The organism is Brevibacillus ruminantium (assembly GCF_023746555.1).
Classification (GTDB): domain Bacteria; phylum Bacillota; class Bacilli; order Brevibacillales; family Brevibacillaceae; genus Brevibacillus; species Brevibacillus ruminantium.
The window spans coordinates 5185387-5206036 of sequence record NZ_CP098755.1 but is presented as its reverse complement, the minus strand read 5'-3'; the positions used below and the strand labels follow the sequence as shown (position 1 = coordinate 5206036).

Genomic DNA, 20650 nt, shown 5'->3' with positions numbered 1-20650 from the left:
TGAGGGAATCTGCTGGAAAAATACAGGTGGAGGAGGTATGTCAGTGGAATACGAGCAGTTACCGGCGGAGTGGGGAAGCCCGGATCAAGTCAAGCAGGCGGTCGTCGAGCAGGTGCTCTTTCAAGCCTTCAATCCTTTTTCTGCCCTGAACAAGCCGACTTCGACGGCGAAAAATGATGTGATGACGTATACGGTCAAACAAGGTGACACGATGTCAGATATTGCGTATCGTTACGGATTGTCACTGCGACAACTGGTGGAACTGAACAGGATGGTCAACCCGAACCTTCTGGGAATTGGGATGAAAATCGTTCTTCAGAAAGACGAGATTACCCATTCTGTCCGAAGCGGCGAGAACCTGGACTATATTGCCCGAAGATACAATGTCAGCAAAGAGATGATACTGGAGAAAAATCCACTCGTTCGGTTGATGTCGGACAACCTCTACATAGGGCAAACCATTACGATTCCGATTGCCGACCAACGATCACTGACGGCAAAAGAATTGCAGCAAAAACGGAATAATGTCATGACAGCCAGTCGCAAGGCGAACCGCTCCCGGATGATGGAGTGGCCAGTCAAAGATGCAACGATTACCAGCGGATTTGGGAATCGCTGGGGACGTCTCCACAAAGGGCTGGACATGTGGAACGAAAACGAAGGGCAAACGCCTATCCACGCCGCCAAGGAGGGTGTGGTAGTGGAAGCGGGAGATAACCTCGGGGGCTACGGGTATATTGTCATTCTCGATCACGGAGACGGTTTGCAGACGTATTATGCCCATATGCGAAAAATTCTCGTGAATCCGGGACAGCAGGTAGATCAGGGCGAGATGCTCGGATACATGGGGCGAACCGGCGATTCTACCGGCTATCATTTGCATTTCGAGGTAAGAGAGGATAACGTTCCGATGAATCCGCTTCGCTACTTGAACAGGTAACCGTTCACAATTTACATTGTCTGATCGTTGCGTTACAATGGGCTGAGCGAAAAAAGCGAGGCGATTGGTTGATGTTTTTAGTATACGCAGATGAGAAAGGCAATGTATTCGACCACCCTGAATTGTTTGCGGTGGCTCGAAATGGCGATATATTGACAGAGGTTTTGGAAGAAGAATTGATCCCGTTGCCGGAGGGGGCGACGCTTGTCAGCCTGCCTGATACCGTTCCTGTCGGGATGGACCCGGAGACGGGCGAGATGGTCAAACTGGATGGCTACACTTCCGTAGGTGCATTGGTGCCCCAAGGTTTTACGCGGTTACTGCTGCCCGGATATGTCAAGACAGACAAAACAAGCAAGTTTCCGCTGTTTGGGTATACAGCTGTCGTATGGAAAGATGATCGTTTCTGGGTAGCAGGCCGCCAAAGTGATGATCCCCATCAATGGAATCCGCTTCATTTCCCGATGGACGAGCTTCGCCAGCGCGTAGAAAAGACACGGGAGCTCTTTCCACAAAACCGGATTTTGCAGCATTTGTCTCACTGTGCGCTGGAATACGAATGCCTGACCGCATCGAATAACTTTTTCCACCGTTGGGAAGGCAGTCTCCCGGTTTCCTACACCTGTAATGCCGGCTGCTACGGATGTATTTCAGAACAGCCAGAGGACAGCGGCTTCCCGTCCCCGCAGACGCGGATGAATTTCAAGCCGACGGAGGACGAGCTGGTCGAGGTGATGCTGCATCATCTGCAGACACCGGAGAGCATCATCAGTTTTGGTCAAGGCTGCGAAGGGGAACCTTCGACCATGGCAGGCATCATTGTTCCTGCTATGCGCCGTGTCCGGGAGCAGACCGATATGGGCTTCATTAATATCAATACCAATGCTGGGTTGACAGACCACATCAAAGGCATTGTCGATGCCGGACTGGACTTGATGCGCGTCAGTATCATCAGCGCGATTGATGAGCATTACAATGCGTATTATCGTCCGCGCAACTACACGCTGGAGCATGTGGCCCGCTCAGCGGAGTACGCTGCGTACAAAGGAGTGTACACCTCAATCAACTACCTCTGCTTCCCGGGTGTCTTTGACCGTGAAGAAGAAATGGAAGCGATGATCGAGTTTATCCGCCGCACCGGAATCAAGCTGATTCAGCTGCGCAACCTGAATATTGACCCGGAGAGCTATTTGGAGATGATCCCGCCGGCACAGGGAGAAGTGTTCGGGATGAAGCAGGCTATTGAAATCTATCAGCAGGAGCTGCCGGATGTCGTTATCGGTTCCTTTACCCATGTTCCTCCAGAGGAATTAAGACGCAGGAAAAATCAGGACCTTACCTGATTTCGGTTGCATTCCGCTCGCTGGCGTGCTACTATTTCTTATGTGTATTTTCTATATAACTCTGTTTCGGCAAACGATTCAGGGCGGAAAAGAGGTGTTTCGAGATGAAACAAGGCATTCATCCTAACTACAATGTAGTGAAAGTAACATGTGCATGCGGTAACGAATTCGAATCCGGTTCCGTGAAGCAAGCGTTGAAAGTGGAGATCTGCTCCAACTGCCATCCGTTCTTCACTGGTAAACAAAAATTCGTTGATGCTGGCGGCCGTGTAGACCGTTTCAAACGCAAATACAATCTTTCCTAATTGGGGATTGGAGCGACCAGGTAGAGCAATCTGCCTGGTTTTGTTTTTGTTGTCAGAATGGCAGGAATCGGCAACGCTTAACGAAACCTAAAGGGAGACAAATGACGTGGCGCAATTATATTTTCGCTATGGAGCAATGAATGCTTCCAAATCGATTCAACTGCTGACAGTGGCACATAATTACGAGCAGTCTGGCAAAAAAGTGATGGTTTTTACGCCGGCAATCGATGATCGGTTCGGGGTGGGCAAGGTCGCTTCTCGCGTGGGGATCAGCCGAGAGGCGATACCGATTGCGGAACAGACGGATTTGTTCGCAGTCGTATCCGCAGCAGATCCGCTTCCTCATTGTGTTCTCGTCGATGAAGGACAATTTCTCAGCCCGGAGCATGTGCAGCAGTTGGTCCAGGTCGTGGATAAGCTGGATATTCCGGTCATTGTCTATGGGCTGCTGAAAAACTTTAAAAACGAGTTGTTTGCGGGTAGCGCCCAGTTGTTGTGTGAGGCAGACAAGATCGAGGAAATCAAAACCGTCTGTGTGTACTGCAACAAAAAAGCGACCCATATTTTGAAATACAAAAACGGTCAACCGGTCTACACCGGAGAGACGATTGAGATTGGCGGAAACGAGACATACAGCAGTGTTTGTCGGCGCCATTATTACCATCCGCCGGCAGAACAACCAAGTGAATCGAACTAAAGGTACGGCGAGGCCGCTTCCTTTTGCCTGTGCATGGAGACTGTAACGGATGCGCACACTATGGCAAAACAGGAGGTGGCTTTTTTCATGCAACGCCTGCCGAATGGAAGACAAGTGGCCGCCGCATTGGGGGCTGCCGTATTGTTATTGTCAGCGACGACTGGTTGTGGTCGTACGACGCCTCAGGAAAGCAGCTATGGGACGAAGAGCTACAATATCCAGCAAAATGCGAAGCTGAGAAGCGACCGCAGCGGGGATATTATCGCCAAAGGAACCTCGCCAACCGCGGATCGAGACAAACTGATGGGACGCAGTCAAAACCCGAATTTGATCATCGGCCATAGCAATGTCCAGAATCTGCAAATCGACATGGACAATATGGAAAGGATGGCCAGATCAGTGCCGGGGGTGGAAAATGCCAGAGTGACACTGATGGGTGGGAATGCATATGTTACGTTAGATTTGATACCCAATGTCACAGCAGGTCAAGCACGAACCATCGAGCAGGACGTTATTTCCGCTCTGCGGCAGAAGGTGCCTCGTTATGATTTTCACGTCACTTCCAATGACGGATACCATCGGTAATGTCTCCGACGGCTCGGCCTAGTCCGGGCCGTTTTGTCGTAGGCTGGAAAAGGGCGGAAGACCCGGTATTTCTTTGACTTTTTTGGGGTTTGCCCCTATAATTATTCTGTTGCTTTATGTGATTGACAGGATATGCTTTCCTGTGATCGAGAGCAGGAGGCTTACTTCATAAGATCTTTATCAAGTTATTACTTTAATCTTTCGTAATGGGGTGAATGACAGTGTTCGAACGCTTGTCTACAGTTGAAGAGCGTTATGAGGAAGTAACCAATCTCCTATGCGACCCCGATGTCATCAGTGACACCAAACGGCTGCGCGAACTGTCCAAGGAGCAATCCTCCCTGGAAGAGACAGTGACCGTTTACCGCGAATATAAATCGGTTGTGACTCAGTACGAGGACGCGAAGGCGATGCAGGAAGAAAAGCTGGACGATGAAATGCGCGAAATGGTCAAAATGGAGCTTGCCGAGCTGGGCAAACGCAAGGAACAGCTGGAGAACCGCCTGAAAATCTTGTTGCTGCCCAAAGATCCGAATGATGAGAAAAACGTCATCATGGAGATCCGCGGAGCGGCTGGCGGGGATGAAGCCGCTTTGTTTGCTTCTGATTTGTTCCGGATGTACACCCGTTATGCGGAGCGTCACGGCTTCAAAGTGGAAGTGCTGGAGGCGAATGCTACAGACATTGGCGGATACAAGGAAATCATCTTCTCCGTGAGTGGTCGCGGCGCCTACAGCAAGCTGAAATTCGAAAGCGGTGCCCATCGTGTGCAACGGATTCCGGCAACAGAGTCGGGAGGCCGTATTCATACGTCAACCTCTACCGTACTGGTTCTGCCGGAAGCGGAGGACGTGGAAGTGGATATCCATGAAAAGGATATTCGCATCGATACCTTCTGTTCCAGCGGTGCGGGCGGTCAGAGCGTCAACACGACCAAATCCGCTGTCCGCGTGACCCATATTCCGACGGGGATCGTCGTTTCCTGTCAGGACGAAAAATCACAGCATTCCAACAAGGATAAAGCCTTGCGTGTATTGCGCGCGCGTCTGCTTGACTTCCACATGCAGCAGCAGATGGCAGAACAGGACGCAACGCGTAAAAGCCTGGTCGGTACAGGAGACCGCAGCGAACGGATTCGTACCTACAACTTCCCGCAAAGCCGTGTAACGGATCACCGCATCAACCTGACCCTCCACCGACTGGAGTCGATTCTGGCCGGGGAAATCGACGAAGTGATCGACAACCTGATGATGCACGAGCAGACGGAGCAGTTGAAAACCCATGCCCATACAGCCTGATTGGTCTAATGTCGTGACGATACGGGAAGCCTTGACACGGGCTTCTTCCTTTTTGCGCGAACAAGGGGTGGCTGACCCGCCGTTTGATGCGGAGCTGATGCTGCGCCATGTCCTCGGGTGGGACCGGACCCGCCTGCTGATTTCCATGAACGAGGAGCTCCCCCTGGAAGCCTGTCAGAAGCTGGCTGTATTCTGTGAGCGGCGGGGGCAAAGAGAGCCTTTGCAGTATATGTTTGGCACACAGGAGTTTTACGGACGTCCGTTTTTGGTGCGGCCTGGTGTCCTGATTCCCCGTCCGGAAACAGAGATTCTCGTGGAGCAGGTGCTGCTCCATGCCGCCGAGCTTTGGCAGCCAGACCTCTCTTTGCAGGTGGCTGATATCGGTACAGGCAGCGGTGCGATCTGCCTGACAATTGCCTGTGAGCGCCCTCATTGGCGGGTCAGTACGGTCGACATTTCAGCCGATGCAACTGAAATTGCTCGCGAAAATGCGAACCGGCTTCATGCCGACGTGCGGTTTTTGCAGGGAGATTTGGTCCAACCGCTTTTGGAAGCTGGCGAGCAGGTCGATATCCTGGTGTCCAATCCCCCCTATATTCCCAGCCGGGATGTGGACGAGCTGGACGATGAGGTAAAAGCGTATGAGCCGCGTCTGGCCCTGGATGGCGGAGATGACGGGCTGGACTGTTATCGCCGTCTCTGTGCGGCATTGCCACAGCTTTTGAAAGAGACAGCCTTGGTCGCTTTTGAAGTGGGGATTTATCAAGCTGCCGATGTAGCGGAATTGATGAAGGCTTCCGGTGTCATTGACCGGACAGAGATCGTACCGGATTTGGCCGGAATCGAGCGGGTAGTGATCGGGATCAGGGAAGGAATCAAATAAATAGGGTAAGAAGCAGCTCTTTCTGGGCTGTTTTTTTCTTTTTGCAGGTATATTCAGAATCTTCCCGGTCCATACTGATTTCTAAAGAAAGACATGAAATCAGAGAGGGAGAAGGGTACCGATGAAACGATTTCTGCTGGTAGCATTTAGCTTTGTGACGCTGATGATGAGCTGGGAGGGGCAGCTTACCACCGCCAACGTACTCGATAATGGACCAATCCCTCAGGAATCCATCCGATTGCGCATTATCGCCAATAGCGATTCGATACAAGATCAGTGGCTGAAGCGGGAAGTTCGCGATGCCATTATTGAACAGATGAACGTCTGGGTAAAAGATATCCGTTCGTACGAAGATGCCAAGGTGGTTGTGGCGAACAAATTGCCAGAGCTGCAGGCCGTGGTGGATACGACGATGCGGGAGAGAGGCTTTTCCTATGACGCCGAGGTAGATTTTGGACGAGTTCCCTTTCCAACCAAGCTGTACGGCTCCTACGTCTATCCGGCGGGTGAGTACGAAGCGCTGCGAGTCCGTATCGGCAAAGCAGAGGGGCAAAACTGGTGGTGTGTCTTGTTTCCACCGCTCTGCTTTATCGATATGTCCAACGGCGATGCTGCTACGGCAAAAGCAGCAGAGCCTCGCACCAAAGCTGTGAGTCCCGCTGAAAAAGAGGAAGAAGGAACCAGTGCGGTAAAATGGACGGGGAAGACTCGCGATGAATGGCAAGAGTGGCGGCAATTCCGTTTTGTGGAGAAGGAAAGGCTTGCTGACGAAAAGGCGGATGCTTCTTTCGCCGACACGAAGAAGGCAGCAGAGACAGCGAAACCAGTAGTGGCCAAGGAAACGACCGAAGTCGAAGATACTCCGGAGGAAACTCCCCAGGTGCAAGTAAGATTCTTCATTTGGGAAAAATTGGATAAATGGTTCTCATAACAACGGACGAATTCAAAAATAAACGACACCGGGCTTATGCTTCGGTGTCGCTTTTACTTGCAGCGGATGCAGTTGCATTCGTTATTTTTCGGTATTCAATTCGTGCAAAAGATTCCTGATTTCCGGCTTGAACAGGTTGTTCACCGAGCGGGAAGGAATCGTGAAGGCCGGCATGCCTATGGCGTAGGGCCCGATTTCATACTGGCCGAAATGGATGACCAGGTCGCCGTTTTCAAACGCAAATGCCTGGTCTTCAGAAATGCCGGGGAACTCGTAATCATCGGCAAATCCCAGCTCTTTGTTTGTTTTGATCTGTTGGGTGATCATAAGATTCAGGATGGACCGGTAGTCATAGCCCGGCTGAAAAAGATCAGCCAGTTGCAGCTTTTTGGCCTGATCCTGGTTGGCGATATTATAATAATCTACGCCCGTCATGCCGTGCGCTCCCCCTGTGTACTGGTACGTTTGCACTGCGATGGAGACGAGCTTGCCGGTAACATGGGCTTTATAGGAGATATCCAGTGCATACGGCCGAAACTCATAGCCGTATTTTTTGGCGTCCGCCGCACCCTCTTTGCTTTGGGTTTGCGTATTTTGCAAGGCGGACTGGACTGATTTTTGCAGCTCTTCGTTCAGTTTTGCTTCGAAAGCCTTGTCGGTCAGCCCGCTGATGACTGGGTAGCTGATCTCGGCTTCGTACTCCGCTGTTTTCAACTTCATGGTTTTGGGTGTAAGCACGACGCCTTTTGCTTGGGCTGCGCTTGGCTGCACAGCGGGTGCAGTCTTTTGAGCAGGGGATGCTGCCGGTTTGGCGGTTGCGGCAGTGGAGGCCACAACGGGTGCACAGATCGCAGTCAACAAGACAGCTGTGCCAAGAAGGCTGGAGACAACAGGTTTAAGCGGGGTCATTTCTGTCACGATCCTTTCAGAAAAAGCGAGTGGAATTAGTCGAACAAGGTAATCGTACTACAAAGGAGAAAGCGTTCGGTTAAAAATTAGTAACAACAGGAGAAGCCAGTTTCGGATAAGTTATCAACAAGTTACCCACAGGCTGTTGAAAACTTTTTCTCCCGACACTATACTTAAGGCACGAAATGTTGCAAGAAGCGGAGCAGAAAGGAATTTTACAGATGGCTTTGGAATGGAAAACGAAGATATGGATTGTGGATAAAAATGTGGAAAATCTAAAGAGCTGTACACAGATTGTGGATGCCGCCCGTTTGCTGCATGACGGGGAGACGGTCGCTTTCCCTACGGAAACCGTCTACGGTCTCGGTGCCAATGCATTGTCTGACGAGGCAGTGGGAAAAATATTCATGGCAAAAGGGAGACCGAGTGACAATCCACTGATTGTCCACATTGGAGATAAAGAGCAATTGCGAGAGGTAGCGGCTGCCCTTCCGGAAAAAGGGGCGGCATTGGTCGAAGCGTTCTGGCCAGGACCCTTGACGCTGATCCTCCCCAAAACAGACCGGGTAGCGTCGCTGGTGACGGCCGGCTTGGATACTGTCGGTGTGCGCATGCCTGACCATCCGATCGCATTGGAGCTGATCAGACAGGCGGGTGTGCCAGTCGCGGCTCCCAGTGCCAACCGTTCGGGGCGCCCCAGTCCAACGACAGCAGACCATGTCCTTGCAGATTTGACCGGCAGGATTGCAGGTGTGATCGACGGCGGAGCAACTGGTGTGGGGGTGGAGTCGACCGTACTGGACGTGACCGTAGACCCGCCGCTGATTTGCAGACCCGGCGGCATTACCCGGGAGCAGTTGGAAGAAGTGATTGGAGAGGTTCGGCTGGATCCGGCATTTCTGCAGGAGTCCGTGGAAGCGCCCCGTTCACCGGGAATGAAATATACCCACTACGCTCCCGAGGGTGAAATGTGGCTCGTCCAAGGGGAGGAGTCAAAGGCTCGTGAGCAAATGCGGGTGATGCTCGCCGAAGCCAAACGTCACGGACGAAAAACGGGCGTGATGGCTACGGAAGAGTCGCTTTCCTACTGGCAGCAGCAGAAGGAAGCAGATGTTGTTTTGTCTCTGGGTTCCAGCCGGGAGCTGGGCGAGGTCGCACAGCAGCTCTATGGGGCGCTTCGCCAATTTGACGATGAACAGGTGCAATTTATCGTCAGTCCAGCCTTTCCACGCACGGGAATCGGGATGGCAGTCATGAACCGTCTGGAAAAGGCGGCAGGCGGTCGGATTTTGTTTGTGTAGCCCCTCCTCTCTGCTCATCCTTCTCTGAAAGCATGTCTAAACTCCCTCTTGTCCGCATAAATGTGAAGACAGGAGGGGAGCGACGTGGACCTTACCTTGTTTCATTGGGGGCAATTTCTGACATTGCTCTTGATTGCCTTTGCATTGAGTATGGATGCTTTTTCCCTCGGTGTCGGTGTGGGCATGATCGGGATCAGACTCAGGGAGATCGTAAAGGTGAGTGTGACCATTGGCTTGTTCCACATCGTCATGCCCTTGGTCGGAATCGCTGTGGGCGGATATTTGTCCAAGATGATGGGGGATATCGCCATCATTGTCGGAGGAACGGTTCTGATGGGGATCGGACTACATATGATTTGGAACGGATTTTCAGGTGCGGATGAAAAAAGTATGCTGCAGACAAAAGGCTTTGGTTTGTTTTTATTTGCCTTTAGTGTCAGCCTTGATGCCTTGACCGTCGGCTTTTCTTTTGGGTTAATGGAGATTAACCGATTCCTGGCCGTTTCTCTGTTTGGCGTTATTGGCGGGATCATGTCCTGCTTCGGTCTGATGATTGGGCGAAGCATGGGAGGATGGCTGGGGGAATACAGCGAAGTATTAGGTGGATTGATACTTCTTTGCTTTGGATTGAAAATTATCCTTTGAAAAATCAAAGCAGCGAGGAAGTGGTGTTTCCGAGCAGCCTGTGCATGCCTGTTTGTTTTTGCAGGCAGCCGTGTTTTTCAGGAGGGAGTCAAATATGAAGCGGATTTTATTTGTGTGTACGGGTAATACTTGTCGCAGTCCTATGGCAGAAGCGCTGTTTCGAGCGCGGGTCAAAGCAGCCGGCAGTGAATGGGAAGTAAGATCGGCAGGGGTAGCCGCATACGACGGGCAGCCAGCTTCTCCACAAGCCGTCGAGGTGATGGAGGAGTACGGCATTACGCACGATCATCAGGCATCGCGAGTAAACAGTGAATTAATCAACTGGGCCGATGTGATCCTGACGATGACAGGCAGTCACAAGTCGCTGGTTGTGAACTATTTCCCTGATGCACAGTCGAAGGTCTACACCCTCATGGAGTTCGTCGGTGTAGAAGGACTGGGGGATATTGCCGACCCGTTTGGCGGGTCAGTTGAGGAGTATCGCCGCTGTGCCCAAGAATTGGATCATTTGCTGGACAGGCTTTGGGCCCAGCTGGAAAAGGGAGAGCAAAAGAGATAGGACATGGATTGTCGTCCGTACGTGGTGAATCACCATCGTATAGGACGAACATTTTTGATAAATTTCGTGAAAATGTTCACTTTTTACTGTGTGCTTTCTAAGGTATAATGGTAGCAGATTACGCACAAGCGAGGGATAGCGATGAAAGTGGCCATCGGTTCAGATCACGGCGGATATAAATTGAAAGAGGAAATCAAAGGGCTGCTGGCGACGATGAATGTAGACGTCGTGGATGTCGGCTGTACCTGCGAGGACTCTGTAGACTACCCGGACTACGCGCAGCCCGTGGCGGAAATGGTTGCTGCCGGAGAATGTGAGCGTGGGATCTTGGTCTGCGGCACGGGTATCGGCATGTCGATTGCAGCGAACAAAGTACCAGGCATCCGCTGTGCCTTGGTCCATGATACCTTCTCTGCAAGGGCTACCCGCGAGCACAATAACTCCAATGTGCTGGCGATGGGCGAGCGCGTCATCGGCCCTGGACTGGCTCTGGACATCGTCAAGATTTGGCTGGAGACTGAATTTCAAGGCGGCCGTCACGAACGCCGACTCGAAAAAATTGCCGGAATTGAAACCCGGCATGCGGGAGTGAAATAAAGTGGACCTGCTCTTGATTGAACAGCAAGCGAGAGAGGTTGTTTCCGAGGTGGCTGGCCTGGCGCAGCTTCGGCCTGGCCAGCTCCTTGTCATTGGTTGCAGCACCAGTGAAGTGGCAGGCAAACACATTGGAAAAGCGGGCAGCAAAGAAGTGGCAGAGGCTCTGTTTCGCGGCATTTTCTCCGTCGCTGAAGAGAAGGGGTTCTCTCTGGCATTTCAATGTTGTGAACATTTAAACAGAGCGCTCGTCATCGAAAGAGCGGTTATGGAGCGCAGCGGCTTCGAGGAAGTCTCGGTCATTCCCGTGCCGAGCGCGGGCGGCTCCATGGCTGCCCATGCCTTTGAAAAGCTGACGGATGCTGTCGTCGTTGAGTATGTTCAGGCGCATGCGGGGATTGACATTGGCGATACGCTGATCGGCATGCATCTGAAGCATGTAGCCGTTCCGGTGCGCCCTGCCTGTCGCAAGATCGGCGAGGCACATGTAACAGCGGCACGTACCCGTCCCAAGCTGATCGGCGGTTCCCGTGCCGTGTACGAGCGGACGGCGCCCAATCAAAGCTGTACGTAGGAAACCGAGAGAAAGTTAAGGCGGTTCCCCCTGTGGGAACTCCTTTTCATAACCATTACAAAGATTCAGGAGGAGAAAGAACCATGCTAGAGTTTTTGCGAAAACAAGACCCACAAGTAGCGGAAGCAGTGAATCTTGAGTTAGGCAGACAGCGTGACAAAATCGAACTGATCGCTTCTGAAAACTTTGTCAGCCGTGCTGTTATGGAAGCAATGGGGACGGTCCTGACGAACAAATACGCGGAAGGCTATCCAGGCCGTCGCTATTACGGCGGTTGTGAATATGTAGATATCGTGGAGAATATCGCACGCGACCGCATCAAAGAGCTGTTTGGTGCCGAGCATGCCAACGTACAGCCGCACTCTGGCGCGCAAGCCAACATGGCCGTTTACTTTACGATTTTGCAGCCAGGTGATACCGTACTCGGAATGAATCTCTCCCATGGCGGTCACTTGACGCATGGAAGCCCGGTTAACTTTTCCGGAACGCTCTACAACTTCGTTGAATACGGAGTGGACGAGCAGTCTCACCGAATCAACTACGAAGACGTTCGTGCCAAAGCGCTGGAGCACAAGCCCAAGCTGATCGTAGCGGGAGCAAGCGCATACCCGCGCACGATTGATTTCGCGAAATTCCGTGAAATCGCAGATGAAGTGGGCGCGTACTTCATGGTCGACATGGCCCACATCGCCGGTCTGGTAGCCGCTGGGCTGCATCCGAATCCGGTGCCGCATGCGCACTTCGTTACCACGACGACCCACAAGACATTGCGTGGTCCTCGCGGCGGTCTGATTCTCTGCAAAGAAGAGTTCGCCAAGGCGATCGACAAATCTGTATTCCCTGGTGTCCAGGGCGGTCCGCTGATGCACGTCATCGCCGCAAAAGCCGTCGCGTTTGGTGAAGCGCTGGAGCCTGCCTTCAAGCAGTACGCGCAGCAAATCATCAACAATGCTCATGCCTTTGCAGAAGCGCTGCAAGCAGAAGGGCTCACTCTGGTGTCCGGCGGAACCGACAACCACCTGGTTCTGCTCGATGTTCGCAATCTCGGATTGACCGGAAAAGTGGCCGAACACTTGCTGGATGAAGTGAATATCACCACCAATAAAAATACAATCCCGTACGATCCGGAAAGCCCGTTTGTCACCAGTGGCGTTCGAATGGGGACACCAGCTGTGACCAGCCGCGGCTTCGATGCAGAAGCGATGAAGGAAGTAGCTGCGATCATCGCGCTCACGCTGAAAAACCCAGAGGATGCCGCGAAGCATGAGGAAGCCAGAAACCGCGTGGCTGCACTCTGCGAGCGCTTCCCGATGTACGAAGGACTGACTGTGTAACAATTGGATCAGATTTTGGAAGCAGGCCTCATGAGTTTTGTGAGGTCTGCTTTTTTAGTCGTTCTGAATTAACACACAGTATAAATTTTTTGCCTAGGAACGTGCCGTGGCGAGAAGAAGCATGTTTCCCTGCTCAGCTCCGTATTCCGCCCGCGAGGGAGTATTCACTGTCCGCTCCAGGGCGATTCGCGGGGGAGACGCAAAAGTGGCAACGCTTCGAGGTCATCCCACGTTGCGCTCCTTTTTCCCGCAAATCCCCCCTCCGCTGGGTTGGGCTCCACAGTCGCACCGCAGGGAAACATGCTTCTTCCCGAAACCGGTGGTTTTCAAATTTGTGGGGAAAAGCTTCGATGAAAAATACAATAATGAAATAGCAAAAGTAAAAGTGAAAGCAACCATCAACTATGAAGCTATGAAAGATAAAATAGCAAGTGCAAAACCGGAAACACTATACAGGGATATCAAACATTAAACATAAACGGCACTTGAAGTAAGGATAAAGATCAAGTTCGCCTTTCCTATTTTCGCTCATTTTCGGTAGGGAGATTTGATGTTTACCTGTCTTTACTTGCTTTTCATCATTTTAAAAAAGCGATAAGAAGCAGCGTGTACGGAGAAGAATCATGTTTCCCTGCGGTGCGACTGTGTAGCCCCACTCAGCGGAGCAGCGTTTGGCGGGAAACAGGGACGCAACGTGGGATGACCTCGAAGCGCTGCTGCTTTTGCGAACCCCCGCCAAACGCTGTGGAGCGGACAGTGAATCCCCCTTTGCGGGCGGAATACGGAGCCAAGCAGGGAAACATGATTCTTCTCACTACGGCCACGCAGCACGGAATATGGCCTCGAAATACGAACTTTTGCACCGTACTTTAAACTGGTTTCCAAAAGTATCAATCCCCCAAAACAGATCAAAATTTGTAAAAGAACAGCCAAAAGAATGAAGATTGCACAAATTGACGTTGGCCTGCTGCTCCGCTATTATGGAAAGGATATATCGACAAGTGGAAACGGAGGAACGGACATGAGCCGCGTTTACGTGTTAGATCATCCGCTGATTCAGCATAAGGTTACATTCATCCGCGACAAAAACACGGGAACCAAAGAATTCCGCGAGTTGGTGGACGAAGTAGCCACCCTGATGGCTTACGAGATCACCCGAGACATGCCTCTGGAGGAGACAACCATTGAGACACCGGTGTCTACGTGCACGTCACGAGTGATTGCCGGCAAAAAAGTAGGATTGATTCCGATTCTTCGTGCAGGTTTGGGAATGGTGGACGGCATTTTGCAACTGATCCCGGCTGCCAAGGTCGGCCATGTGGGGCTGTATCGCGATCCAGACACACTCCAACCAGTAGAGTATTACGTCAAGCTGCCTACCGATATTGCAGATCGTGAGCTGATCGTGATTGACCCGATGCTCGCGACAGGAGGATCGGCTGCAGCAGCCATCGATGCACTGAAAAAGCGCGGGGCAAAAAGCATGAAGCTGATGTGCCTGATCGCTGCGCCGGAAGGTATCAAAGTCGTACAGGAAGAGCATCCTGACGTCGATATCTATGTGGCAGCCATTGATGAGTATCTGAACGACCACGGTTACATAGTTCCGGGTTTGGGAGATGCCGGCGACCGACTGTTTGGAACGAAGTAGGAGAGGGAATCCGATGAAAAAGCTAAAAGTGATGACCGTCTTCGGGACGCGTCCGGAAGCGATCAAGATGGCGCCGCTGGTTCACGAGTTGAACAAGCATCCCGAGCACATCGAACCGATTGTTTGCGTGACGGCGCAGCACCGTCAAATGCTGGATCAGGTACTGGAGATCTTCAGCATTCAGCCTGATATTGACCTGAACATCATGAAGGACAGGCAAACCCTGGTTCAGATTACGACCCGGGCTCTGGAGCAGCTTGACCATGTGATGAAAGAGACGAAGCCGGACATCGTGCTGGTTCACGGTGATACGACGACCACCTTTGTTGCCAGTCTGGCTGCCTTTTACAACCAGGTGGCGATCGGCCACGTCGAGGCCGGTCTGCGTACATGGGACAAGTATTCGCCATTCCCTGAAGAAATGAACCGCCAATTGACCGGTGTCATGGCAGACCTGCACTTTTCACCGACGGAGGGAGCAGCAAGCAACCTGCGGCTGGAGAACAAGGCCGAGGGTGTGATCTACATCACGGGCAACACGGCGATTGACGCTTTAAAAACGACGGTCCGGGATGATTACAGCCACCCGGTCCTCGATCAGGTACAGGGGAAAAAGATGGTGCTGATGACGGCTCATCGCCGGGAAAATCTGGGCGAACCGATGCGCCGTATTTTCCGTGCCGTTCGACGTCTGGTAGAGGAGTACCCTCAGATCGCTGTCGTCTATCCCGTTCACCTGAATCCGGCTGTGCAGGAAGTCGCGCAAGAGGTGCTCGGTGGCCACGAGCGAATCCATCTGATCGAACCGCTGGACGTACTCGATTTCCACAATTTCGCTCGCCGTGCCTACCTGATCCTGACCGACTCCGGCGGGGTTCAGGAAGAGGCTCCGTCACTAGGGGTACCGGTCCTGGTGCTCCGCGACACGACGGAGAGACCAGAGGGAATCGCGGCTGGTACATTGAAACTGGCCGGTACGGAAGAAGATCAGGTCTATCAGATGGCAAATCACTTGCTGAGTGATGCTGACGCGTACAACCAGATGGCCCATGCGGCCAACCCTTACGGAGATGGTGAGGCATCCCGCCGGATTGTCGAGGCGATTCTTCATCATTTTGGCAGAAGACCTGAACGTCCCGAGAAGTTTACGACCGGGCATTAAGGCAATGGCATAAACGAAGCAAGACCAACAGGAAAGAGGCGCATGCAGCAGCGCCTCTTTTTCGTCGTTTCTTCTTCATTCAAAAAATTTCGATTGGTTTGATTTGCCAGTGGGCAATGTGCCAAAAATATGAAACTATCCTCCATTCTATGCGTCTAATCATATGGTGTCCAAACGCACATGGACAGAATTGGCACACTAGGCAATCAATGAGAATGAGTACGGAAATCGGAGAGGAGTTATCAACAATGAGAGCGCGGAAGGTTTTATCGCTGCTCACTGCTGCTGCCGTGGCTTGGGGAGCTTTGCTTCCGGTTGCCCCTTTTGCCGCCAATGTGGCGCAGGCGCGAGCGGAGACGAGTACGCTGCAATTAATGTGGCAAACAACAATTGGGGAAGGTACGACCTTACATAAATATACGAAGTCTTTTGCCAATGAACAAATTACGGTCATGGTAACAAAAGTAGATTTGAACAACCCCTATGTGGAAGTAAAGCCGGTCTACGGGACGAAAGGAAAGCTGACCGATCGTCAAACGGTTACGCAGATGGCACGGGAAACCGGGGCAGTGGCGGCGATTAATGCTGACTTTTTTAATATGAACAAGCGCGGGGCCCCATTTGGGATCGTGATGAAAGACAAAGAGCTGGTCTCCTCCATGGGCTTGATTTCATACTGGTACAGCCTGGGGCTTACCGGGGACAAGACGGCGATCATCGACAAATTCGGTTTCACCGGAAAAGTCACCGCCCCAACAGGCAATTCGTTTCCGTTGCAGGGGGTAAACAAAGAAGAATACAACCCCAGCGATGGACGAAAAAGTCATCAAAACCAGTTGAACATGTATACGCCCTCGTTCGGTCAGACAAGCCTGGGGACGATCAGTGGCTACAAGGATGTCGTCGAGGTATTGTTTGTTGACAATGTAGCCAAAGAAGTACGGGTCAATCAACCGGGCTTCTATATCCCCTATAACGGCTTTGTCCTCTGGGGCCATGGCACGGCAGCCAATTATCTGAAGCAGAACTTCCCGGTAGGGTCGACGGCTGTCGTTGAATATCAGACGACACCGAATAGTCAGGATTGGGCGCAAGCAGTAGGGGGCAACGTGCTCCTGGTGGACCAGGGACGGGCACTAAGCTCTTTTCAGGCAGACAAATCCATTACCAACCTGAACGCTCGCACGGCTGTTGGTAACTCGCAGGATGGAAAGACGCTTTATATGGTTACAGTAGACGGCCCTCAGGGGGTCTATCTGGATGAATTGGCCAAAATCATGGCAGAACTGGGGTCGTATCGGGCCGTCAATTTCGACGGCGGGGGATCGACGACGATGTCTGTCAGGATGCTCGGGGATACACAAGCCAATCTGGCGATCCAGCTCAAAGCAGGAGCTGAGCGAAGAGTGCCGACAGGCCTGGCTGTGTACAATACAGCCCCTCCGGCAGATTTGGCGGGATTTGTGATCCAGGGGCCAGCCGAATTGCTGATCGGTCAGACGGGAGAGTTTACGGCCAAAGCCTATGACAAGCACTATCAGCCTTACGCGATTGATCCTTCTGCGATCATCTGGGATGTCAACCGGTCAGACACGGGCTCCTTTACAGGCAACAAGCTGACGCCAACGAGATCCGGACAATTGGCATTTACAGCGCGCTCGGGCAGTGTCGCCCAACAAAAAGAAGTGCACGTGATTTCAGGTAGTGAAGTGCAGCAGATCGTCGTCTCACCAAGTCCGATCTCGATCGCACCGGGACAAACATTGCCACTTGATGTCAAAATCAAGACAACAAAGGGACAATTCGTACAAGCGACGCCGCTTAGTGTGGAAGCAAGCGTAAGTTCGCCAATTGCGACCGTCAATGATAAATTGCAGCTGGTAGCTGGTGATGAGACGGGCAGCGGAACACTGACGGTGGTCTACGACGGTGTGGCAACAAGTGTGCCATTTGTCGTCGGCCAGTTGGAGGAGCCGTGGATTACGTTTGACAATCAGGTGGGCATGCATTATGCAGCCACTCCGGATTCGCTGAGTGCAAAAGGATCATTTACAGCCGTATCCGACCAGGTATTCCGCACGAAGAAAGCCGCCAAACTTGTATACGACTTCACCGGAGCGCCTCAGGGTCAGTTGAGATTTGCTTACGGACGAATCGCTGCCCAGCCGCAGCAGATTCCAGGCAAGCCGACTGGCATGGGACTGTGGGTAAACGGCGACAACAGCCGACATTGGTTGCGCGCCGAAGTGATTGACGCCAACGGGAAACCAGTTTACGTCGATTTGGCGCAAGAGATTGATTGGACTGGTTGGAAACAGGTAAAAGGCTACTTCCCTGCAAACGCCGCATATCCGCTTCAACTGAAGGGCATTTACATTGTGGATCGCGTGGAAGACGGCCATCAGCAAGACAAAGGAACGCTGTACTTTGATGAGATCTCGCTGATCATGCCAGGTACGGCAGGGACAGCGCCGAAGGGAGCAGATGTCGCTGTGGAAGTGCCAGGCAACATCTCGCTGGGTGCCGAGCTGGATCTCTACTACTCGCTTGAACGCACAGCATCGTTCCTGGATTCCGCATCGATCAAGGTAAATTCAATCGTACCGCAGCCGCTGCCAGGCTATGTACCGGCAGATTACTCCTTTACGATCAAGCCGAAGGACTACAAAGAGGGACAGGACGACAGAATTTCCACGTCCCCGATGACACTGACGCTTGTGCCGAAAAAGTGGGTTGCCGGCAAAGGAGTCGGACTCCTGTTTGTGAACGAGGTTCATCATACCTTTGATCAATTGATCGGGACGATGAATGCACAAGGGCAGTGGGTGTACGAAGTGAATGACTACGGCACCTATATCCCGTACTATCTGGATGGTGCAGGCGGCGCTGCCTTTACAGACATCACGAACCACCCAGCCAAAAAGGAAATTGCGTATATGGCAGACAAGGGTTATGTCAAAGGTCTGACGGAGACGACGTTTGGCCCTGAGGTCTCCCTTACCCGAGCGCAGTATGTTACGTTGCTGTCGCGTGTCTTTAACTGGGAGCTGCCGGCAACACCGAAGCTGAATTTCAAAGACAAGGTTCCCGATTATGCGCAGGGAGCTGTGCAGGTGGCTATTTCCAAAGGACTGGTGAAAGGCTACCCGGACAACACGTTCCGCCCGGATCAACCGGTGACCAGAGCCGAAGCGGCTGTGATTCTGGATCGCGTGATGAATAAAAAAGCGACGACGAACAAGGCCATCTCCGATAAAAAGACATGGCCGACCTGGGCCTCTCAGTCCATTACCAACGTAGTGGGCCTGGGCTTGATGGACCCGGTAAACAGCAAATTTGAGCCGAATAAACCGACTACTCGGGCAGTCAGTGTCGTTTCTCTGTACCGGATTGTAACGAAATAAACGCTTCGAATCACAGTCAAACAACAGGCCGGCCTTCTCTTATGTGAGAGGGCCGGCTTTTTGCTGTTTTCAGCGAATCCCGGGATGGAACGGGTTGAACCGCTTCAGATTGCCTATACCCAATATGTTAACCTATATAGTAAAATGGTTAACAAATATTATGAGAGGGGGAGTATCATTGTCCACGACATACAACTACGACGAACTGGCAAGGAAAAACAAACAGTATCTCTGGCATCCGTTTACACAAATGAAGGACTACCTGGCAGACGAACCGCTGATCATCGCCAGAGGGGAAGGCATCAAGCTGATTGACGTCCAGGGGAGGGCCTATTACGACGGATTTTCCTCCGTCTGGCTCAATGTCCATGGTCACAACGTACCCGAGCTGAATCAGGCGATAGCCGAACAGCTTCAGGAGGTGGCGCATTCTACCCTGCTCGGGATGGCCAATGTCCCTTCGATCTTGCTGGCTGAGCAGCTCGTGCGGATCGCACCTTCCGGACTGACTAAGGTGTTTTACTCTGACAGCGGAGCGACAGCTGTGGAAATTGCGATCAAAATGGCCTTTCAATATTGGCAAAATCGCGGCTACTCCCGAAAGCGCTCCTTTATCACGATGAACAACGCCTATCACGGCGATACCATCGGCGCGGTCAGTGTGGGTGCAATTCCGCTGTATCACGAGGTATTTCGTCCGTTGCTCTTTTCGCCTTACACCATCCCTTATCCCTATCCCTACCGCCATCAGGGTGAAGAATCCGCGGTGGAGGCGACCATTGCCAGCTTAAAGCACATCCTGGAGGAAAAAGCTGACGAGATCGCAGCGCTCATTGTCGAGCCGGTCGTGCAAGGGGCGAGCGGGATGATTCTGATGCCAGACGGGTGCCTCACCCAGATGGCCAAGCTGGCCAAAGAATACGATGTGCTGCTCATCGCCGACGAGGTGGCTACCGGATTTGGCCGCACGGGAAAAATGTTCGCCTGTGAGCATGAGGGTGTCGTACCGGATATCATGGCCGTTGCTAAAGGAATTACCGGCGGTTATCTGCCCGTGGCGGCTACCCTGACAACCGAGCGGGTGTACGAAGCGTTTTACGCCGATTACGAGCAGCAAAAAACCTTTTTTCACGGTCATTCCTATACGGGAAATCCACTGGGCTGCGCGGTTGCACTAGCCAACTTGCGATTGATCGAGGAACGGAGAATCGTCGAGGAAGTATCCCGCAAATCGGAAGTGCTGGGCGATTTGCTGCGACCGCTGGAAGCATTTCCGCATGTAGGGGAGATCCGCCAAAAAGGTTTTATGGTCGGCATCGAGCTTGTTCGGGACAAGCAGACGAAGGAGAGCTATGAGTGGAACGAGCGCGTGGGTGTCAGAGTCACGCGGGAGGCGCGGGAGCGAGGGCTTTTGACCAGACCGCTGGGCAATGTCATCGTGCTGATCCCGCCGCTGGTCAGCACAGAAGACGAACTGGCTGAGATGGTAGCGATTCTATCAAGCGCGATCCAAAGCATCACGGAGGGATAGCTTT

General features: G+C 52.3%; 19 protein-coding genes. 18 read left to right on the top strand and 1 reads right to left on the bottom strand.

Translation table 11 applies throughout. The annotated features are described in order from the left end of the window. Nucleotides 1–43 precede the first annotated feature (43 nt). The 8 genes from NDK47_RS25585 to spoIIR all read left to right on the top strand — a co-directional run bounded on the left by NDK47_RS25585 (nt 44) and on the right by spoIIR (nt 6982). Nucleotides 44–940, top strand: a complete 897-nt coding sequence (locus NDK47_RS25585; protein ID WP_251872520.1) for a M23 family metallopeptidase — start codon at nt 44–46, stop codon at nt 938–940. A 71-nt stretch (nt 941–1011) separates the two neighbouring features. After that, entirely contained in the window at nt 1012–2283 is a 1272-nt protein-coding gene (locus tag NDK47_RS25580; protein WP_251872519.1) for a radical SAM family protein, read from the top strand. A gap of 104 nt (nt 2284–2387) precedes the next feature. After that, nucleotides 2388–2588 carry a 50S ribosomal protein L31 gene (rpmE, locus tag NDK47_RS25575; RefSeq protein ID WP_198827824.1) on the top strand — a complete coding sequence of 67 codons (201 nt, stop codon included), beginning with the start codon at nt 2388–2390 and terminating at the stop codon, nt 2586–2588. 106 nt (nt 2589–2694) lie between these two features. After that, the gene (locus tag NDK47_RS25570) at nt 2695–3285 is read left to right on the top strand and encodes a thymidine kinase (protein ID WP_251872518.1); all 591 of its coding nucleotides are present in this window, start codon (nt 2695–2697) and stop codon (nt 3283–3285) included. Nucleotides 3286–3372: 87 nt separating this feature from the next. Beyond that, on the top strand, nt 3373–3870 hold the full coding sequence (locus NDK47_RS25565) for a YhcN/YlaJ family sporulation lipoprotein (RefSeq protein ID WP_251872517.1): 498 nt from the start codon (nt 3373–3375) through the stop codon (nt 3868–3870). 221 nt (nt 3871–4091) lie between these two features. Next, nucleotides 4092–5168, top strand: a complete 1077-nt coding sequence (gene prfA / locus NDK47_RS25560; RefSeq protein WP_251872516.1) for a peptide chain release factor 1 — start codon at nt 4092–4094, stop codon at nt 5166–5168. Continuing rightward, entirely contained in the window at nt 5152–6051 is a 900-nt protein-coding gene (prmC, locus tag NDK47_RS25555) for a peptide chain release factor N(5)-glutamine methyltransferase (RefSeq protein WP_251872515.1), read from the top strand. Before prfA ends, prmC begins: the two co-directional genes overlap by 17 nt. Before the next feature lie 121 nt (nt 6052–6172). After that, nucleotides 6173–6982 carry a stage II sporulation protein R gene (spoIIR, locus tag NDK47_RS25550; RefSeq protein WP_251872514.1) on the top strand — a complete coding sequence of 270 codons (810 nt, stop codon included), beginning with the start codon at nt 6173–6175 and terminating at the stop codon, nt 6980–6982. Nucleotides 6983–7063: 81 nt separating this feature from the next. Here spoIIR and NDK47_RS25545 read toward each other — a convergent pair whose 3' ends face one another. Beyond that, the gene (locus NDK47_RS25545) at nt 7064–7891 is read right to left on the bottom strand and encodes a DUF3298 and DUF4163 domain-containing protein (protein WP_251872513.1); all 828 of its coding nucleotides are present in this window, start codon (nt 7889–7891) and stop codon (nt 7064–7066) included. 221 nt (nt 7892–8112) lie between these two features. On the opposite strand from NDK47_RS25545, the gene NDK47_RS25540 reads away from it, so the two are divergent. The 10 genes from NDK47_RS25540 (at nt 8113) to bioA (ending at nt 20646) form a co-directional block, all read left to right on the top strand. After that, nucleotides 8113–9192, top strand: a complete 1080-nt coding sequence (locus NDK47_RS25540; RefSeq protein ID WP_251872512.1) for an L-threonylcarbamoyladenylate synthase — start codon at nt 8113–8115, stop codon at nt 9190–9192. Nucleotides 9193–9276: 84 nt separating this feature from the next. Then, nucleotides 9277–9837, top strand: coding sequence for a manganese efflux pump MntP (locus NDK47_RS25535; RefSeq protein WP_251872511.1), 561 nt, complete (start codon nt 9277–9279; stop codon nt 9835–9837). Nucleotides 9838–9931: 94 nt separating this feature from the next. Continuing rightward, complete coding sequence (locus tag NDK47_RS25530; RefSeq protein ID WP_251872510.1) at nt 9932–10396, top strand: low molecular weight protein arginine phosphatase; 465 nt, start codon at nt 9932–9934, stop codon at nt 10394–10396. A 141-nt stretch (nt 10397–10537) separates the two neighbouring features. Continuing rightward, nucleotides 10538–10993, top strand: coding sequence for a ribose 5-phosphate isomerase B (gene rpiB, locus NDK47_RS25525; protein WP_251872509.1), 456 nt, complete (start codon nt 10538–10540; stop codon nt 10991–10993). A gap of 1 nt (nt 10994) precedes the next feature. Continuing rightward, nucleotides 10995–11564, top strand: a complete 570-nt coding sequence (locus NDK47_RS25520; RefSeq protein WP_251872508.1) for a TIGR01440 family protein — start codon at nt 10995–10997, stop codon at nt 11562–11564. An 83-nt stretch (nt 11565–11647) separates the two neighbouring features. Further along, complete coding sequence (locus NDK47_RS25515; protein WP_251872507.1) at nt 11648–12898, top strand: serine hydroxymethyltransferase; 1251 nt, start codon at nt 11648–11650, stop codon at nt 12896–12898. A gap of 1021 nt (nt 12899–13919) precedes the next feature. Beyond that, a complete protein-coding gene (upp, locus tag NDK47_RS25510; protein ID WP_251876381.1) occupies nt 13920–14549 on the top strand; it encodes a uracil phosphoribosyltransferase in 630 nt (209 codons plus the stop codon). Between the two features lie 13 nt (nt 14550–14562). After that, on the top strand, nt 14563–15711 hold the full coding sequence (gene wecB, locus NDK47_RS25505; protein WP_251872506.1) for a non-hydrolyzing UDP-N-acetylglucosamine 2-epimerase: 1149 nt from the start codon (nt 14563–14565) through the stop codon (nt 15709–15711). 248 nt (nt 15712–15959) lie between these two features. Continuing rightward, complete coding sequence (locus tag NDK47_RS25500) at nt 15960–19115, top strand: phosphodiester glycosidase family protein (protein WP_251872505.1); 3156 nt, start codon at nt 15960–15962, stop codon at nt 19113–19115. Between the two features lie 124 nt (nt 19116–19239). Further along, a complete protein-coding gene (gene bioA / locus NDK47_RS25495) occupies nt 19240–20646 on the top strand; it encodes an adenosylmethionine--8-amino-7-oxononanoate transaminase (RefSeq protein WP_251876380.1) in 1407 nt (468 codons plus the stop codon). The last annotated feature ends 4 nt before the right edge of the window (nt 20647–20650 follow it).